The sequence below is a fragment of the Paraconexibacter sp. AEG42_29 genome, from assembly GCF_040581415.1.
GTDB lineage: Bacteria > Actinomycetota > Thermoleophilia > Solirubrobacterales > Solirubrobacteraceae > Paraconexibacter.
Genome location: NZ_CP114014.1, coordinates 4370117 through 4387643, shown reverse-complemented (window position 1 = coordinate 4387643; position 17527 = coordinate 4370117). Strand labels below are relative to the sequence as shown.

The 17527-nt window shown below is 67.9% G+C and carries 17 protein-coding genes and 1 pseudogene; 11 read left to right on the top strand and 7 right to left on the bottom strand.

Annotated features, from left to right (window positions below):
- Positions 1–3: 3 nt before the first annotated feature.
- Genes DSM112329_RS21270 through DSM112329_RS21260 form a run of 3 tightly spaced genes read left to right on the top strand, consistent with a single transcriptional unit; the run spans position 4 to position 2669 of the window.
- Complete coding sequence (locus DSM112329_RS21270; RefSeq protein WP_354698562.1) at positions 4–768, top strand: SDR family NAD(P)-dependent oxidoreductase; 765 nt, start codon at positions 4–6, stop codon at positions 766–768.
- The gene (locus DSM112329_RS21265; RefSeq protein ID WP_354698561.1) at positions 768–1547 is read left to right on the top strand and encodes a crotonase/enoyl-CoA hydratase family protein; all 780 of its coding nucleotides are present in this window, start codon (positions 768–770) and stop codon (positions 1545–1547) included. Before DSM112329_RS21270 ends, DSM112329_RS21265 begins: the two co-directional genes overlap by 1 nt.
- A gap of 3 nt (positions 1548–1550) precedes the next feature.
- Positions 1551–2669: an acyl-CoA dehydrogenase family protein gene (locus DSM112329_RS21260; protein WP_354698560.1), complete on the top strand. Its 1119-nt coding sequence runs from the start codon at positions 1551–1553 to the stop codon at positions 2667–2669.
- Between the two features lie 26 nt (positions 2670–2695).
- Here DSM112329_RS21260 and DSM112329_RS21255 read toward each other — a convergent pair whose 3' ends face one another.
- On the bottom strand, positions 2696–3817 hold the full coding sequence (locus DSM112329_RS21255; RefSeq protein WP_354698559.1) for a CaiB/BaiF CoA-transferase family protein: 1122 nt from the start codon (positions 3815–3817) through the stop codon (positions 2696–2698).
- A gap of 49 nt (positions 3818–3866) precedes the next feature.
- Between DSM112329_RS21255 and DSM112329_RS21250 the strand changes: the two genes are divergently transcribed.
- From DSM112329_RS21250 to DSM112329_RS21240, 3 genes are all read left to right on the top strand, one after another.
- A complete protein-coding gene (locus tag DSM112329_RS21250) occupies positions 3867–5795 on the top strand; it encodes an NAD(P)/FAD-dependent oxidoreductase (RefSeq protein ID WP_354698558.1) in 1929 nt (642 codons plus the stop codon).
- Positions 5796–5939: 144 nt separating this feature from the next.
- Positions 5940–7490 (top strand): aldehyde dehydrogenase family protein, encoded by a 1551-nt coding sequence (locus DSM112329_RS21245; RefSeq protein ID WP_354702514.1) that lies wholly within the window; start codon positions 5940–5942, stop codon positions 7488–7490.
- Positions 7491–7566: 76 nt separating this feature from the next.
- Positions 7567–8397, top strand: coding sequence for an alpha/beta fold hydrolase (locus DSM112329_RS21240; protein WP_354698557.1), 831 nt, complete (start codon positions 7567–7569; stop codon positions 8395–8397).
- Here DSM112329_RS21240 and DSM112329_RS21235 read toward each other — a convergent pair.
- The 3 genes from DSM112329_RS21235 to DSM112329_RS21225 all read right to left on the bottom strand — a co-directional run bounded on the left by DSM112329_RS21235 (position 8394) and on the right by DSM112329_RS21225 (position 11231).
- Entirely contained in the window at positions 8394–9575 is a 1182-nt protein-coding gene (locus DSM112329_RS21235; RefSeq protein WP_354698556.1) for an acyl-CoA dehydrogenase family protein, read from the bottom strand. The genes DSM112329_RS21240 and DSM112329_RS21235 overlap by 4 nt on opposite strands.
- Positions 9576–9671: 96 nt before the next feature.
- Positions 9672–10205 carry a hypothetical protein gene (locus DSM112329_RS21230; protein ID WP_354698555.1) on the bottom strand — a complete coding sequence of 178 codons (534 nt, stop codon included), beginning with the start codon at positions 10203–10205 and terminating at the stop codon, positions 9672–9674.
- 222 nt (positions 10206–10427) lie between these two features.
- On the bottom strand, positions 10428–11231 hold the full coding sequence (locus tag DSM112329_RS21225) for an alpha/beta hydrolase (RefSeq protein WP_354698554.1): 804 nt from the start codon (positions 11229–11231) through the stop codon (positions 10428–10430).
- A gap of 119 nt (positions 11232–11350) precedes the next feature.
- On the opposite strand from DSM112329_RS21225, the gene DSM112329_RS21220 reads away from it, so the two are divergent.
- Complete coding sequence (locus DSM112329_RS21220) at positions 11351–12682, top strand: FAD-dependent oxidoreductase (RefSeq protein WP_354698553.1); 1332 nt, start codon at positions 11351–11353, stop codon at positions 12680–12682.
- A 34-nt stretch (positions 12683–12716) separates the two neighbouring features.
- On the opposite strand, the gene DSM112329_RS21215 is transcribed toward DSM112329_RS21220, so the two are convergent.
- Both DSM112329_RS21215 and DSM112329_RS21210 read right to left on the bottom strand, forming a co-directional pair.
- Positions 12717–13121: a hypothetical protein gene (locus DSM112329_RS21215; RefSeq protein WP_354702543.1), complete on the bottom strand. Its 405-nt coding sequence runs from the start codon at positions 13119–13121 to the stop codon at positions 12717–12719.
- Positions 13122–13124: 3 nt separating this feature from the next.
- A pseudogene (locus DSM112329_RS21210) lies at positions 13125–13307 on the bottom strand (helix-turn-helix domain-containing protein); the annotation flags it as partial.
- Positions 13308–13505: 198 nt separating this feature from the next.
- Here DSM112329_RS21210 and DSM112329_RS21205 point away from each other — a divergent pair.
- Positions 13506–14129 carry a cytochrome c oxidase subunit 3 gene (locus DSM112329_RS21205; RefSeq protein ID WP_354698552.1) on the top strand — a complete coding sequence of 208 codons (624 nt, stop codon included), beginning with the start codon at positions 13506–13508 and terminating at the stop codon, positions 14127–14129.
- 2 nt (positions 14130–14131) lie between these two features.
- A complete protein-coding gene (locus tag DSM112329_RS21200; RefSeq protein ID WP_354698551.1) occupies positions 14132–14401 on the top strand; it encodes a cytochrome C oxidase subunit IV family protein in 270 nt (89 codons plus the stop codon).
- 6 nt (positions 14402–14407) lie between these two features.
- On the opposite strand, the gene DSM112329_RS21195 is transcribed toward DSM112329_RS21200, so the two are convergent.
- On the bottom strand, positions 14408–15049 hold the full coding sequence (locus tag DSM112329_RS21195) for a TetR family transcriptional regulator (protein ID WP_354698550.1): 642 nt from the start codon (positions 15047–15049) through the stop codon (positions 14408–14410).
- Between the two features lie 76 nt (positions 15050–15125).
- Here DSM112329_RS21195 and DSM112329_RS21190 point away from each other — a divergent pair, with 76 nt between their 5' ends.
- Positions 15126–15863 carry a hypothetical protein gene (locus tag DSM112329_RS21190; protein WP_354698549.1) on the top strand — a complete coding sequence of 246 codons (738 nt, stop codon included), beginning with the start codon at positions 15126–15128 and terminating at the stop codon, positions 15861–15863.
- 140 nt (positions 15864–16003) lie between these two features.
- Complete coding sequence (locus tag DSM112329_RS21185; protein WP_354698548.1) at positions 16004–17356, top strand: NAD(P)/FAD-dependent oxidoreductase; 1353 nt, start codon at positions 16004–16006, stop codon at positions 17354–17356.
- Positions 17357–17527: the final 171 nt, after the last annotated feature.

The following is a 17527-nucleotide window of genomic DNA, read 5'->3' as shown; positions in this document are numbered from 1 at the left end:
CACATGGACATCGAAGGAACCTCAGCGCTCGTCACGGGCGGCGCGTCCGGCCTCGGCCTCGCCACGACCCACCGGCTGCTCGAGCGCGGCGCGAAGGTCACCATCGTCGACCTGCCCTCGTCCGACGGGGAGGCGGTCGCGGCAGACCTCGGCGACGATGTGCGCTTCATGCCCGCCGACGTGCGTGACGTCGACGCCATGAACGCGGCGTACGACGCCGCCGAGGAAGCCGGCCCGCTCCGCATCCTCGTCCACTGCGCCGGGCGCGGTGGCGCCGTCCGCCTCGTCGACCGCGAAGGCAACCCCGGCTCATTGGAGACCTACAGCGACGTCATCACCATCAACCTCATCGGCACCTTCAACGTCCTGCGCCTTGCGGCCGCCCGGATGGCGAAGAACGAGCCGGTCGACGGCGATCGGGGTGTCTGCATCCTCACCGCGTCGGTCGCGGCGTTCGAGGGCCAGATCGGGCAGATCCCGTACGCCTCCGCGAAGGCCGGAATCGTCGGGATGACGATCGTCGCTGCGCGCGACCTCGCCGGGAAGTTCATCCGCGTGAACACCATCGCGCCCGGCACGTTCGACACGCCACTGCTGAATCGCCTGCCCGCCGAGGTGAAGGACTCGCTGGCGAAGACGGTCCCGCACCCCAGCCGCCTCGGTGAGCCCGACGAGTACGGAAAGCTCGCCGTGCACATCGTCGAGAACGCAATGCTGAACGGCGAGACGATCCGGCTGGACGGCGCGATCAGGATGGCGCCTCGCTGATGGAGTCCACCACGGCCGCGCCGGTCATCCTCGACAGCGCCGATGGTGTCGCGGTCATCACGCTGAACCGGCCGACGGTGCGCAACGCCATCAACCTCCAGGCTGCGGAGGCGCTGGCTGCCGCGCTCGATACGTTCGAGGCGCGCGACGACCTCCGGGCCGGTGTGCTCACGGGAGCCGGCGGCTTCTTCTGCGCGGGTATGGACCTCAAGGCGTTCTCGGCCACGGGCGAACGACCGCTGACCGCGTCCCGCGGAGCGTTCGGGATCGTCGAGCGGCCTCCGGTGACGCCGCTCATCGCCGCGATCGAAGGGCCGGCGCTCGGCGGCGGGTTCGAGATCGCCCTGGCCTGCGACATGATCGTCGCCGCCGAGAGCGCGACCTTCGGCTTGCCGGAGGTCGGACGGGGCCTGGTCGCCGCGGCCGGCGGCGTGTTCCGGATTGCGCAGCGTCTGCCGCGAAACCTCGCGCTCGAGCTCGTCACGACGGGTGCGCGGATCAGCGCGCAGCGGGCCTACGCGATCGGGCTCGTCAACCTCGTCGTCCCCGATGGCGAGGCGCTGAGCCGTGCCAGGGAGCTCGCAGCACGCATCGCGGCCGGTGCGCCGATGGCGGTCGCGGCGTCGAAGCAGATCGTGATCGAGTCCGCTGACTGGTCGGACGCCGAGGCGTTCGGACGGCAAGCGCCGCTTATCAGTCCGGTCCGGGAGTCCGACGACGCCAAAGAGGGCGCCCGCGCGTTCGTGGAAAAGCGCCCGCCGGTCTGGACGGGACGCTGACGGATGGCACCCATCGCTGCAGCGCGCACCGCCGGTCGCCAGCACTTCGACGACGAGCACGAGACGTATCGCGAGAGCTTTCGCACGCACCTGGAGCGCACGGTGCTCGGGGCGTCAGAAGCGTGGGACGAGGCCGGGCGCATTCCGGATGCCGTCATCCGGGCAGCGGCGGAGCACGGGTTCGTCGGCGTCGGCGTCCCGGAGGACATGGGCGGTCTCGGCGTCGACGACGTCCGCTACCCGGCGATCATCGTCGAAGAGGCCATGCACGCCCTGGTCCCCGCCTTCGCGCTGGTGCTGATCGCACACGACGACATCCCGACGCGCGCGCTGCGTGCAGGCACTCCTGACAGTCGGCGTGCAGCCTGGCTCGAACGCGTCGTCACCGCTGAGCTTCGCGCAACCTCAGCCCTCCATAGCCGTATCCGTGCGGCCTCGAGCGGTGACGGTCTGGTGCTCGACGGAATCGCCAGAATGGTGGTCGGTGGCATCGACGCCGGTCTCCTGATCCTGCTCGTGACGACCGACGAGGGCCCCAGGATCGTCGCGCTGGAGCGTGATGCCTCCGGCCTGTCCGTCACGCCGTCAGCGCCCCCGCTCGGTCTGCGCGCGGCCGGGTTCGCCGACGTCACGCTGGACGACGTCCACGTGCAGGCAGACGGGATCCTGATCGACGCCGACGTCGAGGAGCTGCTGACGGTCGAACGGCTCCTCCTCGCCGCTGCTGCTGCTGCCGGCGCGCGCGCCGCGCTCGGCCTCACCATCGACTACGTGCGCGACCGGCGGGCGTTCGGCGCACCGATCGGGAGCTTCCAGAACACACGGCAGGCTCTGGGGAGGGTCGCAGCGGAACTCGATGGCGCCGAGTCCGTGGTCGACGGGTGCCTCGGAGACCACCGCCACGGACGCGTGACCGCCGGCCGGGCCGCCGCAGCGAAGCTGCTGGCGACGAGCGTCCACGGCCGTGCTGTCGACGCCGGTGTCCAGTTCCATGGCGGCTACGGATACATGGTCGAGTACGCGATCGCGCCAGCGTTCATCGACGCCCGCTTCCTCAGTCTGCACGGCGGTTCGGATCAAGAGCTCGCCGAGGCAGTCGCGGCGAACCTGGGCCTCGGGTGACGCCGCCGTGACCGCGTCTCCGGCTCTCAGCCGGCCGCGCCGACCTCGAGGACCTCGGCGATCGTGGCGGGCGCCAGGCCCCACGCGCGGAGGGCGTCCACCGGAGTGGGGACCGGCCGTGCGGCGTCTCCCGGGGTCCGACTGAAGCGCGGGGCGGCCGCAGGCTGGACGACACCGTCGACCTCGATGAACGTGCCGCGCGCAACGTTGTGCGGATGTTGCGGAGCCTCGCCGATCGAGAGCACAGGTGTGGCGCAGGCATCCGCGTGCTCGAGCAGAGCCGCCCACTCGTCCCGGGACCGCGAACGGAAGATCTCGGCGAACCGAACTTTGAGCGCGGGCCAGCGCGCCTTGTCCCACTGGGGCGCCTCTGCCGGCTCGACCCCGAGGATCCGGAGCAGGTCCGCGTAGAACTGCCGCTCGATGGCCCCGACCGAGATGTAGCCGCCGTCGCTCGTCTCGTAGACCTCGTAGAAGTGGGCGCCGGAGTCGAGCACGTTGGTCCCCGGCGTGTCACTCCATCCGCCGCCGGCACGAAGCCCGTGGAAGACGGTCGTGAGCAGGGCCGAGCCGTCGACCATCGCCGCGTCGACGACCTGTCCACGCCCAGAGGACCGCGCCTCGAGGACGGCACTGATAACCCCCAGCGCCAGCAGCATGCCGCCGCCGCCGTAGTCTCCGAGGAGGTTCAACGGGAACAGCGGCCGGTTGCCCTCTCGTGCTATTCCGCCGAGGGCGCCCGAGACGCTGATGTAGTTCACGTCGTGGCCCGGCACCTGGGACAGCGGCCCATCTTGGCCGTAGCCCGTGATCCGGCCCACCACGAGGCGCGCGTTCCGCGCCCGCAGGACGTCCGGGCCGAGACCGAGACGCTCGAGGACACCGGGTCGGAAGCCTTCGATGACCGCATCGGCGGTCGCGGCGAGTTCGAGCACGAGCTCCCGGCCGGCTGCGGTCTTCAGGTCCGCGGGAACTGCCGGTCGACCACGCATCACCGGGTCCGGGACGTCGCTCGGCACCAGCCGTGTCTGCTGCGGCCGGTCGACGCGGACGACGTCAGCGCCGAGGTCACTCAGGATCATCGCTGCGAACGGCCCGGGGCCGATCGAGCCGATCTCCACGATCTTCACACCTGCGAGGGGTCCCATCGCCGGAGCGTAGCGAAATCAGTGAACGACCGCTAACATATAATTCCTCATGGATTCCAGCACGCCAGCGACCCTGGACCCGGCAACGACGGACCTCCGGGAGGCGCTCGAGGACGCGAACATCCCGACTCTCCTCCTCGTCCTTACGCACCTCACCGGGGACGAGCGGTGGCTCGACGAGCCCTATCGACCGAAACCGGCGCGCGGTGGTGGCGACAACGACACCGGCGGCCATCCAAAAGCGCTGCAGGACGAGATCCGCAACAAGGTCGTCGAGGTCGTGACCGCCGTGCGCGGCGGTCAGCTCGCGCCCGCGGCCGACCCGAGCAGTGCGCAGGTCGCTCGGTGGCTCACGCACGCGATGGCCACGCCCGTTCCCGACGAGGCCGGCGGTCTGCTGCTGGACGAGATGGGCATCACCGATCGGCGGGTTCAGGTGCCTGACACGCCGGCGGCGAGGGCGTTGGACGTGCTCGTCATCGGCAGCGGGTTCTCTGGGATTGCGGCGGCGATCGAACTGGAGGCGGCCGGGATTCCGTACACGGTGCTCGAGAAGAACGACGCGCTCGGCGGAACCTGGCTCGAGAACACCTATCCAGGGTGCGGCGTCGACACCCCGTCGCACTTCTACTCATTCTCGTTCGCGGCGCGGCCAGACTGGCCGCAATACTTCGCGAAGCAGCACGAACTGCGCGCGTATCTGGAGCGCGTCGCGGCTGAGCATCACGTGGCCGAGCACATTCGCTACGGCGTCGAGGTCGACGCAGCATCTTGGGACGAGGGCAGCCAACGCTGGACGGTGACGGTCCGGACGCAGGACGGCAGCGTCGAGGAGCTCCATCCACGCATGGTCCTGAGTGCCGTCGGGCTGATGAACCGTCCTGCGTACCCGCGGATACCGGGCATCGAGACCTTTGCCGGGCCGGCCTTCCACACCGCCGAGTGGCGGGAGGACGTCGACCTCGCTGGGAAGCGCGTCGTGGTGCTCGGCACCGGGGCCAGCGCGATGCAGCTGGTCCCCGCCCTCGCGGGTACTCCGAGTCGGCTGACGGTGTTCCAGCGGTCGCCGCAGTGGGCCGTGCCGAACGCCAACTACAAGCGCGAGGTCCCGGGCGGCGTCATCCGCGCGATGGCCGACGTGCCGAACTACGCCAGCTGGTACCGGGCGCAGCTTGTGTGGACGTACGGCGAGCGTCTGCACGCTGCGCTGCAGATCGACCGGGAGTGGCCGCACCCCGAGCGCTCGATCAACCGGATCAGCGAAAGTCATCGCAAGTTCCTCACGTCGTACATCCAGGCCGAGCTCGGAGAGCACTGGGACGAGCTGCGCGAGAAGTGCCTGCCGACCTACCCGCCTTACGGCAAGCGGCCCCTCATCGACAACGGGTGGTTTCGCGCGGTGAGCCGCGACGACGTGGACCTTGTGACCGACCATGTGGTGGAGATCCGTCCCGAGGGAGTCGTGACCGCTGACGGCACCCTGTATCCCGCCGATGTCCTGGTGTTCGCGACCGGCTTCCAGACGCTGAACATGCTCGGGTCGATCACCGTGACCGGGCGCTCCGGCGCGACGCTCCGCGACACGTGGGGCGAGGACGACGCACGGGCCTACCTCGGTATCACCGTCCCGGACTTCCCGAACTTCTTCATGCTCTTCGGCCCGAACACCAACGCCGGACACGGAGGGAGCCACGTGATGAGCGTCGAGATCCAGGTGCGGTATCTCATGGATCTCCTCCGGCAGGTCGCCGAGCGGGAGACGACCAGCTTCGAATGCCGGCAGGACGTCCACGACGCGTACAACGAACGCCTGGACGAGGCACTAAGCCGCACGATCTGGACGCATCCCGGCATGACGACGTACTACCGCAACAGCAAGGGGCGGATCGTCGCGAACATGCCCTGGACGAACGCGCAGTATTGGGCGATGGCACGGCAGGCAGACATCGGCGATTACGTGCTGCGTACGGAGAGCTAGCCCAATCCGCAGACGAATGGCAAGCCGAGCGGCTGCCTCCCGCGACACGTAGTTAACGACAGTTATCGTCCTCGGTGGCGCGTACGCGCCGACCACGCTGACAGGAGAGAGCGAACCATGGCAGTTTCATCCGGCCCGGACAGCATTCACGACAGCTCACCCGACGGAAGGGCAGCCGGGAAGACGTTTGACATCCTCTGCCCCGCGAACGGCGCCGTTGCGGGGAGTCTGCCCAACATGGCCGCGTCCGAGGTCACGGCGCTCGCCGCTGACCTCCGCGCCGCTCAGCCCGCCTGGGAGGCCCTTGGCCCGGACGGCCGCGCGACCTACCTGTACAAGTGGCTGGACTGGATCATGGACAACGAGCGTCGCTTGCTCGAGCTCGTACAGTCGGAGTCAGGCAAGTCCTGGGGCGACACCGGCATCGAGATCATGGTCGCCGTCGAGGTCATCAACTACTACGCGAAGAACGGCGCGGCGTTCCTCGCCGACAAGAGCCTGCGGCCCCATGGGCCGGCGTCCCTCACCAAACGTCTCGAGGTCCACTACAAGCCGTACCCGCTGGTCGGGATGATCTTCCCCTGGAACTACCCGCTCGGGATGCCGCTGATGGATGTCCCGGGCGCGCTGATGGCCGGCGCCGCGGTGCTGACCAAGCCGTCGGAGGTCACCCCGCTCGCATGGACCGAGGTCGTGCGCGGCTGGAACGAGGAGATCGGCGCGCCGCCAGTCCTCGGGTGCGCCACGGGCCTCGGAGGAACCGGCGCGGCCGTGGTCGACGCGGTCGACATGATCCAGTTCACAGGCTCGACGAAGACCGGCAAGAAGATCGGCATCCGTGCGGCGGAGCGCCTGATCCCGTGCAGCCTCGAACTGGGCGGCAAGGACGCGATGGTCGTGCTCGCAGACGCCGACGTCGACCGCGCTGTCGGCGGTGCGATCTGGGGCGGGATGTTCAACGCAGGTCAGTCGTGCATCGCCATCGAGCGGATCTACGTCGAGGCACCGATCTACGACGAGTTCGTCAGCAAGCTCACCGCCGGCGTGAAGAGGCTTCGGCAGGGGATGGACCCGGTAGGGGCGTACCAGGCGGACCTCGGCGCGATGGCGACCGAAGCCCAGCTTGAGCTCGTGGAGCGCCACGTCGACGACGCCATCGCCAAGGGCGCGAAGGCACTCACCGGCGGCAAACGCGCCGCGCACGGGCTGTTCTACCCGCCGACGGTCCTCGTGGACGTCGACCACAGCATGGTCTGCATGCGCGAAGAGACGTTCGGGCCGACGCTACCGGTCATGAAGGTCGCCGACGAGATCGAAGCGATGCGCTTGGCGAACGACTCCCCGTACGGTCTCGGTGGGAGCATCTGGACCGCTGACGCCGATCGCGCGGATCGACTCAGTCGCGAGTTCCTCACCGGCGGCGTGAGCATCAACAACGCGCTCGCGAACGTCTTCCAGTTCCCACTCCCGATGGGAGGTTGGAAGGAGTCCGGGATCGGCCACCGTTTCGGGGGCCCGAACGGCGTCCTGAAGTTCTGCCGGCAGCAGGCGTTCGTGGCCGAGCGGGTCGATCTGAAGACCGAAGTGCACTGGTACCCGCACTCCAGGCGAAAGAACAAGTCGACGGACCGGGCCGTTCGCCTCCTCGGCATGCGCGACTGGCGACGCCGCCTGGGGCTCAAACCCAAGCGCTGATTTCATGAGCCAGGCAACGGGTCACCTCCCCCGGTGGACGGACATCGACTGGTCGGAGCACGTGCATGACATACGCGTGCTCGACCGGTCCGTGCGCTACGTCGACTACGGGTCGGGTCCCCCGTTCCTCCTCGTGCACGGTCTCGGCGGAAGCTGGCAGACCTGGCTCGAGAACATCCCGGCGCTCGCCGGTGCCGGACACCGAGTGGTGGCCGTCGACCTGCCGGGGTTCGGCGGGTCGGACGTGCTCGCGCCCGGCGCGACGTTCGACGCCCACTCAGCGACGCTACTCGCCTTGATCGATGCCCTGGCTCTCCCGCCGGTCATCGTCGTCGGCCACTCGATGGGCGGGCTTGCGACCATCCGGCTCGCGCTCGGCGCCCCGGAGCGGGTGGCGGGTCTGGTCCTCGCCTGCGCGGGCGGCATCGCGCTCAGCGAGCGGCGGCTCGCGCTGATCGTACGAGGCTTCCAGGCGTTCAACGGGCTCTTCAGCCCAGCTGCGCTGCGGGCTGTCGCGCGGCGCCCCCGGCTCCGCCGCTTGGTGTTCCGCCTCGGGCTCTATGACACTGCCGGACTCTCAGGGCAACTGGCTCGCGAGATCGTCCCGCTCATGGCCACCCCGGGATTTTCTGACGCTCTCGTCGCCGGCGCACATGCGGCGGCGGACAGCGGCGCCGACCGCCTGGAGGGTCCGACACTGCTGGTCTGGGGGGCGAACGACCGCATCCTGCCGGTCGCGCAAGCCGAAGCCCTGGCGGCGTCACTGCCCGATGCTCGCCTGATGGTCCTCGAGCGATGCGGCCACTGCCCGATGTTCGAGCGCCCCGCCGGGTTCAACTCCGCGCTCGTCGGATTCGCCAGCGAGCTTGAGGCGGCGCCGCGCGCCGCCTCAAGCTCACGTGGCTAACGCCCGCCGCGGTAGCCGAGCGCGTACTCGGCGACCATCCCGCGGTGCAGCTGGTTCTGCCCTTCGACGATCTGCAGGACCTTCGCGTCCCGGAAGTGGCGCGCGACGTGGTACTCCTCGTGGGTGCCAAACGCGCCGTGGATCTGCACCGCGTGTGTCGCCGCCATCATCGAGACATCGCTGGCGTGCATCTTCGCGAGGGACGCCTCACGCCGCGCCCGGTCGCCGGCGTCACGCTTGAGGGCGTAGTCGTATGTCATCGCGCGCGCTCCCTCGAGGCCGATCACCATGTCGGCGATCATCGACTGCACCAGTTGGAAGCGGCCGATCTCTTGACCTGAGACCAGACGCTCGCGGCTGTACGCAACCGAGCGGTCGAGGCAGTCCTGGGCGATGCCGAGGGCCCGGGACGCAACGCCAAGGCGCCCGGTCTCGACGGCGGACATCGCCACGCCGTACCCCTGGCCCTCTTCACCGACGCGGTTGGCCGCCGGGACGCGAACCTCCTCGAGGAAGACTTCGCCAGAAGCCACGCCACGGAACCCCAGCTTGTTCTTGAACGGCCGGAGAGTCAACCCCGGAGCGTCGCGCGGGACGAGGAACGCGCACACCGCGTTCCGGCCGCCGCTGCGATCCAGCGTGGCGAAGGTCAGTACGTAGTCGCAGACGTCGATCAGGCTGATCCAGGTCTTGGCGCCGTCGATCACGTACTCGTCGCCGTCCCGCCGGCAGATGGTCTGCATGTCGGCGACCCCCGTGCCCGACGCGGGCTCGGTGACCGCTGCCGAGAACATGATGTCGCCGGAGCACAGACCAGGGAGATACTCCTGCTTCTGCTCCTCGGTGCCGAAGTTCAGCAGGCCCGATCCCGCGAGGCCGCTCGGGAACGACATGACCAAGCCCATCAGGTGATCGGTGCGTGACATCTCCTGGAGCAGAGCGGAGAACGCGACATGGCTGAGCCCGGTGCCGCCGTACTCGGAGGGAACGATTCCCCCCAGCAGGTCCAGGGCGCCCAGCTCCTTGACGAGGTCGCGGTCAAACCGCTCCTCGCGGTCGCGCTCGATCACGCCGGGAGCGACGCGGGCCTTCGCGAAGTCGCGCACCGTCTCGATCATCATCTTCGTGCTGTGGTCGAGCTCCAGCTGGTCTTGCTGGCCAACGATCTGGTCGGTCACGTCGTGATACCTCGGTTGGGGACCAGCCCACCCTATCGCAAAAGCTAACGTCCGTTAACTCCATGGTGGAGGGCTCCTGAAGTGCGTCGAAGCCCGTTACCGTGGGTGGTTGCCGTCAGCGGGTGACGGTGGACCGACCTTGGGGGGCCCGCGAAGGTCAGCGGCTGGATCGAGTGCGCGTACCGGCGCGGCGGTCATCGTCGCGATGCGGCGGCACTCGGCTCGCGTCGTGCGGCGAAGCCATCGTCTGCGCGGGGGATCTGGCGCGACGAGGACGGCGTCGGGGTCGTGGTCGCGGAGGAGTTCGCTGAGGTCGACAGCATCGGAGCGCATGTCGGTCGCCGCAGCAATCGGGTGAACGTGACGCAGTGCGGCGTTGAGGCCCGCGACACCACCACTGCGGCCGGCTTCGACGTAAGCAGGGCCCGCACCGAGCAGCCACGGCCGCGGCGCCGGCCAGAGCCACAGGAAGAGGAGCGCTGCGTCCTCCTCGGCTAGCGCCAGGGCGACGTCGATGGCCTCGTCGGCGTCGCAACCCGGGGTCAACACGACGACGGGACGGCGATAGCGATTGTTGGTCGCGGTCGGGGCGCCCGACTCTTGGATCTCGGTACGTGCCGGTGTGAGCATTGGAACCTAGCGCTGTTCGGCGCGCAGAAGAGTGGGGGTCGACGAGGCGAACCTGCGCTGCGCGGGGTCCAAAGATAACGAACGTTCACTCATCTGATAGTCTGGTGACGTCGGAACTCAAGCGCACGCATGAGCGATGTGTCGTGCATGACGCGTCGACGCGGGCCGGGATGACTCCCTCTCTTTTCTCATCCCGGCCCACGCGTGTCGCTGGGGAACCCGCTACAGCGACGCGGACTTCAGCAACGCCGCATCGAATGCATCCGGTGCCTCGATCATCGGGTAGTGACCGCATCCGTCGAGGGTGATGCGGTGCAGGTCAGGAATCTGTTCGGCGAGCCACGCGCCAGCTCGATGCGAGAAGATCGGGTCCTTCTCGCCTACGATCTGGGCCACTGGCACGCGAAGGTCGGCGAGGCCTGCGACCTGGTCCGTCTGCATCAACGTGCTCAGGGTCGCCGCGCCGGCCCACGATGGCGTGGCAAGGGTCAGCTCGAGGACTCGAGCGATGAGGGCCTCCGTCGGTTGCTGGGCGAATGCGCCGGCGATGAGGCTGCGGCGTGACTCAAGGCGGTCCGCCTTTTCGCGAGTGATGACGAACTCTTCGTGAGCTTCGGCAGGGGCGCCGAAAGGGAACGTGGGCTTCCTGGTCGTCGCGACGCCGTTCGACGCGACAAGGACGAGCCGCCTGAGACGTGACGACGACGTCGTTGCCACCCGGAACGCCGTCAATCCGCCGAGCGACCAGCCGACCAGCGTCACGTCCTCCAGCTCCAGTGTGTCGAGCACCGCGACGACGTCTTGTCCGAGGCGCTCGACCGAGTAGTCCCCATACGGGCGGTCAGACCGGCCATGACCTCGAAGGTCGACACAGACCACCCGGTGGCCGGCGTCCGCGAGCGCGCCGACCTGTCGGTCCCAGATCCGGTGATCGAATGCCCAGCCGTGAAGCAGAACCACAGGAGGCCCGTCTCCGATGTCCTGCGCGTAGATCTCGACTCTGGGTTCGACCGCAATGAGTGGCATCAACCACAAGCCTATCCAAAGTTAACGTCCGTTAGCAATTGTGGTAGCGTCTCGCTCTCGGCCGCTGGAGTGAGGAGACCAGGGCGTCGCGCAACTCGCTCACCGGGAGGTCGTCACACATGGCTCGGTCGCAGATCATCGTTGCCGGAGGAGGTCCAGCGGGGCTCGCTGCCGCCTTCCGACTCCAGCAGGCGGGGCACGCGGTCCAGGTCCTCGAGCAAAGCTTGCGGGCCGGCAGCAAGATGTGCTCGCGACGGCGCGACGGGTTCTTGTTGGATAAAGGAGCGATCTTCCTCCCGACGACGCACCGGAACCTCCTGGGGATCGCTGCGGACGCCGGCCTCTCCGACCAGCTCGTGCCGGGCGGATTCGTCTTCGGACTCGTACGCGACGGGAAGGTGCACCGCCTCGACGGCGAGCGCATCGTCCGCGATTTTGTGAGGACCCAAGCGCTGTCGCCGCGCGCGAAGGTCGCCGCAGCCAGACTGGTGCCCGAGGTGCTGCGGGCGCGGAAGGCGACAACCACGCGCATCGTCGAGGCGGGGGAGTACGACGGCATGACGCTCGCCGAATGGGCGGAGGGGAACCTCAGCCGTGAGGTCAGCGATCACCTTCTCGGACCGGCGATCCGAGGCATCTTCGCCACGGAGCCGAGCGACGTCTCGCGGGTCGAGTTCCTTGGCATTCTCGCGCTCTTTGCCGGCGCCAAGCTCCTGGCGTTCCGCGGCGGCATGGGCGCGTACGCCGACGGGCTTGCCGATCAGCTCGACGTCGTCCTGGGCGCGGAGGTCGTCGAGGTACGGCAGACCGCCGACGGCGCAGAGGTGACGTGGCGCGAGGAGGACGGCGAGCACGTGCGATCGGTGGACGGATGCGTCGTCGCGCTGCCGGCGCGGAGAGCGGTCTCCGTGCGCCCCGACATGGATCAGTGGCGACGTGACTACCTCTCGATGGTGCGCGCCGGCAAGATCATCACCCCGAACATCGCGCTGGATGCCGCTCCAGCGGGCATGGACACCACCTATGCGATGGTGCCGCGTTCAGAACACCCGTTCCTGGGGGCGATCGGGTTCGACCACAACAAGGCACCGGGTCGCGCGCCGGCCGGTAAGGGGCTCCTGACCGCGACCTTGACGACAGACTGGTGTGAGCGCCATGTCGACGATCACGACGACAGCCTCTCCGCGATTGCCGTGGAGGCTGCCGACAGCTTCCTGCCCGGTACGGCCGACGCCGTCCAGTTCGTCGAGATCACCCGGTGGGAGCAGCAATACAGCCCGGTCGGGCACTACGCGCGGCTGGGCGAGTTCCGCTTTCGGAGCGCCCGACACGACAAGTCCGTCGTGCTCGCCGGCGAGTACCTGTCAGCCCCGAACCTCTCCGCGGCCACCGCGTCTGGCGAGGCAGCCGCGGCTGCGCTGGACGCCGAGCTACGCAAGCTGGCCGGCTGAGCGAGGCTTGGGCGGGGAAGTCGCCCGCGCACGATCAGCGAGCGCGTTCGAGCGCGCTGAGCGACGCCACGATCATGTCAGCGACGAGCGCCTCGTGGTCTGTGTTCACGCGCGGATGGGGAAGCAGGATCAGCGCCGCGGCGGTCGTCATCGCGGTACTCGCGGCCGCCTCGAGCTCGCTGGCGGGCGTGTCAGGGTAGGCGCGGCGCAGGAACGACACCCACGCGCCGAGGTACACGCCGGAACGGCGCTCGATCCGGCGTGCGTTCTCGCTCGACAGCGAACGGAGCTCGCGCACGAAGAGGCCCCCGAGATCAGGCGCCTCCATGGTGATCGCGACATGAGTCGTCGCGACGAGCCGTATGTCGGCCATCGGGTCGTCGGTCGGACTGGGCAACGCCATCAGGTATCGGTCGAGCGACTCGTCGAGGAGCGCCACCAACAGCGCCTCCTTCCCGGAGAAGTATCGGTACAGCGATGAACCGCCGCCGAGCCCGGACTCCGCTCCGATGTCGTCGACGCTCACGGCGCTGTACCCACGCTCGTGAAAGAGCTTCCGGGCAGCTGAGAGCAGACGCTCGCCGCGATTGACGGGCCTGCGGGCTTGTTTCGTGGCTGATGGCAACAGGAGTCGGCCGGCGGCTGAGAGGTCGGGGCGGGGTAGCGGTCGGACGAGGAGTGTCGCACCTACGCTGAAAAAAGTAAACGTCCGTTCGCAATGCGTTCGGCCACGCGCCGGCGCCGGCTCTTGTCCGCGCGAGTCTCTTTCCCCGGGAGAGTGACCCTTGCCGCGTGGCCTAGAGTAGGTTAACGTGCGTTATCAATGGAAGTTCGTCCCTCACTGCCATCGATGACTGTCGACGCTGCCAGGCCAGCGCCACTGAAAGCGGAGCGTCGCCGGCTGCCGGCGGAGGTCGGCACTTGGATGTTCATCCTCGGAGATCTCACGATTTTCGCGGCGCTGTTCATCGCCTACCTCTATAACCGCGGCGAGCAGCCGGCGGAGTTCGCGCGATCCCAGCAGACGCTGACCCAAGCGTTTGGTGCGGTCAACACGCTGCTGTTGCTCGCAAGTTCGCTGCTGGTCGTGATGACTGTCCGTGCGGTGCGGATCGGGCGCGCGAGGCTCGCGCCCCCGTTGCTCTACGGCGCCCTCGTCTGCGGCATCGCATTCTCGATCAACAAGATCATCGAGTACTCGAACAAGCTCGATCATGGGCTCGACCCCGCCACGAACGACTTCTACATGTACTTCTACGTGCTCACCGGAGTGCATTTCGTGCATCTGCTCGTCGGCATGGGTCTGCTCGGGATGATGATCGCGCTCAGCAAGCGTTCGAGCCTGTCGAAGCACCAGTCGTTCTTCTTCGAGGGGGCCGCGTGCTTCTGGCACATGGTGGACCTCCTGTGGATCGTCCTGTTCCCGCTCCTCTACCTGGTGCATTGACCATGGCTGACCTCCTACGAACCCGCGCGACCGCGGTGTGGGGCGTGCTCGTGCTCGCGACGTTGCTCTCTTGGTGGCTTGGCACCGACCACGGGTTCGACGATCCCGACGCCGCGGGAGCACTCGTGCTGGCCGTCGCGTTCGCAAAGCTTCGGTATGTCGGACTCGACTTCATGGAGATTCGCGACGCGCCGCGATGGCTGCGGGCTATCTTCGAAGGGTGGGTCGCGACCGTGGCCACAGCCGTCGTCGTCATGTTCCTCGTGGCTTGAGGGTGGCTACTCCGCCAAGCTGAGCACCGCGGCGTAGCCGGCGACCAGCTTGCTGAGGGCTTGATCGTGGGAGGTCGACGACTGACGTTGCGGGATGAACTCGGCCACTGCCGCGATTCCCGGATACTTCCGCGCGGACATCAGCAGCATGCTGTCGCTCGTGTCGATTCGGGACTGTGCCGCCGCGGCCTCGAGCACCGCGGAGCCGATGCTGCAGCTCGCGCAACCCATGAACAGAGCGACCGCGGACTCGGGGCTGAACCCGGCATCGAGAAGTGCAGTGAATACATGGTCGGATACGGCGTAGATCGGCTCGCTCAGGAAACTCTGACCGCCGAAGAGCAGGGCGACGCCAGGGTGCTCCACCAGCCGATCGTGGAACGCGGTGAAGAAGTCGTGGATCACGCGCCCCCATGATGCGTCGGGCGGCGCGGCCGGGATGTCCGCAACAACCGAGGCAGCGACGAGCTGCAGGAGCTCGTCCTTGCTGCGCACATGCCGGTAGGCGGCCATCGTCGTGACGCCGAGGTCGGATGCGAGGCGCCGCATCGTCACAGCGCTCACGCCGTCGGTGTCGATGATCCGGACTGCCGCAGCCACGACGGCATCGCGGTCGACGGGAGTCGCTCTCTTGCCGGTCGGGGGCACGCGGAGAAGATAACTCCTCGAGCCACCAGCATACGATGTAGTGTACGCGGTACACATCCGACGGTGGGAGAGATTTATGAGCGAGCGGCATCAGCGGCTCTGCGCGCTGGCGGGCTTCGGCTTCGCCCCGGTGTTCCTTATTGGCTTCGTGTTCGTTGCGGGTTTCGTTCCGCCGCCGTCGCCTCAGATGTCGGCAGAGGCCGTGCAGCAGATGTTTCTCGAGGACCGCGACCGAATCCGCGTCGGGATCCTGATCGCCACCGTCGCCGCGCCCTTGCTGGCGTTCTATGTCGCGGCGCTGACCCACCAGATCCGGCAGATCGCCGGCTCTGAGTCCCCGCTCGGGGCGGTGCAGCTCGTGGCCGGATCGTGCCTGCTCCTCGAGTTCCTGTTTCCGCAGCTCGTGTGGCAGACGGCTGCCTACCGACCCGAGCGCGACGCTGCCACCGTGCAGATGCTCAATGACCTGGCGTGGCTCCCGTTCGTCGGAATCGTAGGGACCGCAATCGTGCAGATGGTGGTGATGGCAATCGTCGTCCTGCAGGACCACAGCGAGGCCCCGCTGCTGCCTCGTTGGTCCGCGTACGTCAGCCTATGGTCGTCTTTCGGTGTGGCATCCGGGAGCCTGGCGGTCCTCACTCACAGTGGTCCCCTGGCCTGGAACGGGCTGCTCACGTGGTACGTGCTCTCGGTCTCCTTCTTCACCTGGATGGCGAGCATGACCGTGCTGATGGTCAGGGCGAGTCGGCGCGTCGAGGCGAAGCTGGCGCCGGGTGTCGTCGAGCCCCGCGCGCGCGGGCTCGCGCCTGCCTGAGCGACACGCGCGCTCGGGCACCTTGAGGCGAGCGATATGGCGATTGCACTTGCGCGGCGGCCGTTGAGGAGGTAGAAGTCCCCTATGCTGGTTAGCGATCGTTCACTTTATCTGCGTGATTCGTTCCACGGGGCGTTCCGATGAGCGGTGCTCGGCTTGCGGTCGTCGGTGCGGGGGTCGCGGGGGCTATGGCGGCTCACGAGCTGCGGGCTCAGGGCCACCACGTGACGGTGTTCGAGGCCAACGACTGGATCGGAGGACGGGCGCGAACGGTGCGGCGCAACGGCTTCATGTTCGACACTGGAGCGGTCGGGCTGCTCGGGAGCTACGACCTGACGAAGACCGTAGCCGAGAGCGTCGGTATGGGTGACCAGGTGTTGACCATCAAGCCGATCGGGTCCGTGCCGCGTGACGGTCGCTTGCGTCAGCTGGACATGGGGCACCCGCTGCGTAGCTTCCTCAAAACCGACCTGCTGTCGTTCCGCAGCAAGCTCAAGCTCTGGAAGGTCGCGGCCGATGCGCGCAAGCTGAGCTCGGCGATGGACTACGAGCAGGTTGCGTCGCTCGTCGAGCACGACACCGAATCGGTACGCGACTACTCGCTCCGCGAGCTGAACGAGGAGCTCTACCAGTACCTGACCGGCACGCTCGTCCGCGGGGCATGGCTGGCTCCGCCCGAGGGGGCCTCGGTTGCCCAGTTCTTCTGGACGGCGAAGCACTTCACGCCGCATATGTATTCGCTCGTGGGGGGGATGGACAGCCTTCCGACGCGGCTCCTCGAGGGCAGCGAGGTTCGGCTCAACACAGCTGTCGCGAACGTCGAACGAAGCGACGCCGGGGTGGTCGTCACATACGGCGGCGACATGGGTGAGCAGACCGACGTGTTCGATGGCTGCGTGATCGCCGCGCCGCCGCGGAACGCCCTCGAGCTCTATCCGCAACTTCAGGGCCCTCAACGGCGGTTCTTCGAGTCGGCCGAGTACTCGCAGAGCGTCAACGTCCACCTCGGGCTGTCGCGCGCGACTGCGCACCCCGAGATGTACGTCATGGTCCCGGAGCGCGAGTGCGCCGACGTCACCACAATCTTCCTCGACCATCACAAGGCGCCCGATCGTGCCCCGGCCGGGAAGGGCATCATCAGCGTGTTCATGCGGGCAGGGTGGTGCGCTGACAACTGGGAGACCCCCGACGATCGGGTGATCAGTCAGGTGGTCGAGCATCTGCGGCCGTGGTTCGGAGACCTGGAGCCGCTTCTCGAAGACGTGCTCGTTCAGCGCTGGGAGAACTGCGCGCTGATGGTCAAGCCTGGGGCGTTCCGGTTGATGGCCGAGGCGGATCGTGCTGTCGATCCGAACGATCCGGTGCAGTTCGCCGGCGACTACGCCCCGTTCTCGTCTGTCAATACGTCGATCCTCAGCGGCCGCAAAGCAGCTTCCCGGCTGAACGGCAGTCTGTCCGGGCGCCTCGGCGCCCACGCAGCCGTAGCATTGTAGTTAGCGATCGTTTACTGTGGCGGCACGCCGGAGAAGTGAGGTGACTCGAGGGTCCCTCGGCTGGATGCGTCTCAGACCTGCTGGAGAGGGTGCAAGACCCCTCCGATGGAGGCTCCACGCGGGGAACGAGGCGGGGTAGTGTCGCTGTCTGTCTATGGAGGAGGTGTCGGT